Source organism: Brachymonas moutaii (nom. illeg.) (assembly GCF_049977365.1).
GTDB lineage: Bacteria > Pseudomonadota > Gammaproteobacteria > Burkholderiales > Burkholderiaceae_C > Brachymonas.
Map to the genome: position 1 here is coordinate 2,501 of NZ_JBNGEN010000016.1, position 2,963 is coordinate 5,463.

General features: G+C 53.2%; 2 rRNA genes (1 of these 2 cut by a window edge). Both read left to right on the forward strand.

Annotation, left to right across the window (positions count from 1 at the left end):
* Positions 1–2,654, forward strand: a 23S ribosomal RNA gene (locus tag ACP2WS_RS11140) (it extends 221 nt beyond the left edge of the window).
* 152 nt (positions 2,655–2,806) lie between these two features.
* Positions 2,807–2,919: ribosomal RNA gene (gene rrf, locus ACP2WS_RS11145) — 5S ribosomal RNA — on the forward strand.
* Positions 2,920–2,963: the final 44 nt, after the last annotated feature.

The window sequence follows — 2,963 nt, forward strand, 5'->3', positions numbered from 1 at the left end:
CCGAGATTGCGAAAGTAGTGGCGAGCGAAATCGCAGGAGCCTGGCAAAGATAGCGACATCGTCAGCAGAACGATCTGGAAAGGTCGGCCGTAGCAGGTGATAGCCCTGTATGCGAAAACGTTGTGGTGGTACTAAGTTGCGAACAAGTAGGGCGGGGCACGTGAAACCCTGTCTGAACATGGGGGGACCATCCTCCAAGGCTAAATACTCATCATCGACCGATAGTGAACTAGTACCGTGAGGGAAAGGCGAAAAGAACCCCGGGAGGGGAGTGAAATAGATCCTGAAACCGCATGCTTACAAAAAGTCGGAGCCGCAAGGTGACGGCGTACCTTTTGTATAATGGGTCAGCGACTTACATTCAGTGGCGAGGTTAACCGAATAGGGAAGCCGAAGAGAAATCGAGTCCGAATAGGGCGATTGAGTCGCTGGGTGTAGACCCGAAACCAGGTGATCTATCCATGGCCAGGATGAAGGTGCCGTAACAGGTACTGGAGGTCCGAACCGACTAGTGTTGCAAAACTAGCGGATGAGCTGTGGATAGGGGTGAAAGGCTAAACAAACCTGGAAATAGCTGGTTCTCTCCGAAAACTATTTAGGTAGTGCCTCAAGTATTACCTGCGGGGGTAGAGCACTGTTTTGGCTAGGGGGTCATGGCGACTTACCAAACCAAGGCAAACTCCGAATACCGCAGAGTACAGCTTGGGAGACAGTGCACCGGGTGCTAACGTCCGGACACAAGAGGGAAACAACCCAGACCGCCAGCTAAGGTCCCTAAAATTGGCTAAGTGGGAAACGAAGTGAGAAGGCAAAAACAGTCAGGATGTTGGCTTAGAAGCAGCCACCATTTAAAGAAAGCGTAATAGCTCACTGATCGAGTCGTCTTGCGCGGAAGATGTAACGGGGCTAAGCCAGTTACCGAAGCTGCGGATGCACAGCACATGCTGTGCGTGGTAGGAGAGCGTTCTGTAAGCCTGAGAAGGTGCGTTGTAAAGCGTGCTGGAGGTATCAGAAGTGCGAATGCTGACATGAGTAGCGTTAAAGCGGGTGAAAAGCCCGCTCGCCGTAAGCGCAAGGTTTCCTACGCAACGTTCATCGGCGTAGGGTGAGTCGGCCCCTAAGGCGAGGCAGAGATGCGTAGCTGATGGGAAACAGGTCAATATTCCTGTACCGATTGCAAGTGCGATGTGGGGACGAATCTTACTAGGTGATCCGGGTGTTGGAAGTCCCGGTTGAGGCAGAAGTAGGCGTGCGTTAGGCAAATCCGGCGCACACATACCGAGGCTGCCGCTCGAGCGAGCTTGCTTGCGAAGTCACTGAACGGGGTTCCAGGAAAAGCCACTAAGCTTCAGCTTGCAACGACCGTACCGCAAACCGACACTGGTGCGCGAGATGAGTATTCTAAGGCGCTTGAGAGAACTCTGGAGAAGGAACTCGGCAAATTGACACCGTAACTTCGGGAGAAGGTGTGCCCCGGTAGCGTGAGGAGAGCATCTGAGCGTGAAAGGGTTGCAAAGAATAGGTGGCTGCGACTGTTTATTAAAAACACAGCACTCTGCAAACACGAAAGTGGACGTATAGGGTGTGACGCCTGCCCGGTGCTGGAAGATTAAGTGATGGGGTGAGAGCTCTTGATCGAAGTCCCAGTAAACGGCGGCCGTAACTATAACGGTCCTAAGGTAGCGAAATTCCTTGTCGGGTAAGTTCCGACCTGCACGAATGGCGTAACGATGGCCACACTGTCTCCTCCAGAGACTCAGCGAAGTTGAAATGTTTGTGATGATGCAATCTCCCCGCGGAAAGACGGAAAGACCCCATGAACCTTTACTGTAGCTTTGTATTGGACTTTGAACGGATCTGTGTAGGATAGGTGGGAGGCTTTGAAGGGTGGATGCTAGTTCACCTGGAGCCGACGTTGAAATACCACCCTGGTGCGTTTGAGGTTCTAACCTTGGGCCCTGAATCGGGCTTAGGGACAGTGCATGGTAGGCAGTTTGACTGGGGCGGTCTCCTCCCAAAGTGTAACGGAGGAGTTCGAAGGTACGCTAGTTACGGTCGGACATCGTGACGATAGTGCAATGGCATAAGCGTGCTTAACTGCGAGACTGACAAGTCGAGCAGATGCGAAAGCAGGACATAGTGATCCGGTGGTTCTGTATGGAAGGGCCATCGCTCAACGGATAAAAGGTACTCTGGGGATAACAGGCTGATACCGCCCAAGAGTTCATATCGACGGCGGTGTTTGGCACCTCGATGTCGGCTCATCTCATCCTGGGGCTGTAGCCGGTCCCAAGGGTATGGCTGTTCGCCATTTAAAGAGGTACGTGAGCTGGGTTTAAAACGTCGTGAGACAGTTTGGTCCCTATCTTCCGTGGGCGCTGCAGATTTGAGGAAGCCTGCTCCTAGTACGAGAGGACCGGAGTGGACACACCTCTGGTGTACCTGTTGTCACGCCAGTGGCATCGCAGGGTAGCTATGTGTGGAAGAGATAACCGCTGAAAGCATCTAAGCGGGAAACTCGTTTCGAGATGAGATCTGCCGGGGGCTAGACCCCCCTGAAGAGTCGTTCTAGACCAGGACGTTGATAGGCTGGGTGTGGAAGCGCAGCAATGCGTTAAGCTAACCAGTACTAATTGCTCGTGCGGCTTGACCCTATAACTTTGACCTTCCCTAGCCAGAGGCTGGGCATGGTGAAAGTGTTATGCCAGGCGCAATCAAGATAGCTGATGGAGACTCTATGAATTCGTCTGTGGCCGGGTGGCACGTGAACAAGCGTGCAGTCCGGGTGCAGGCAGCAAGGTTAAAGCCTGATGACCATAGCGAGTTGGTCCCACTCCTTCCCATCCCGAACAGGACAGTGAAACGACTCTGCGCCGATGATAGTGCGGATTCCCGTGTGAAAGTAGGTCATCGTCAGGCTCATTACAGCTCGAAGCGCCCCCGTCGTATGGGGGCGCTTTTTT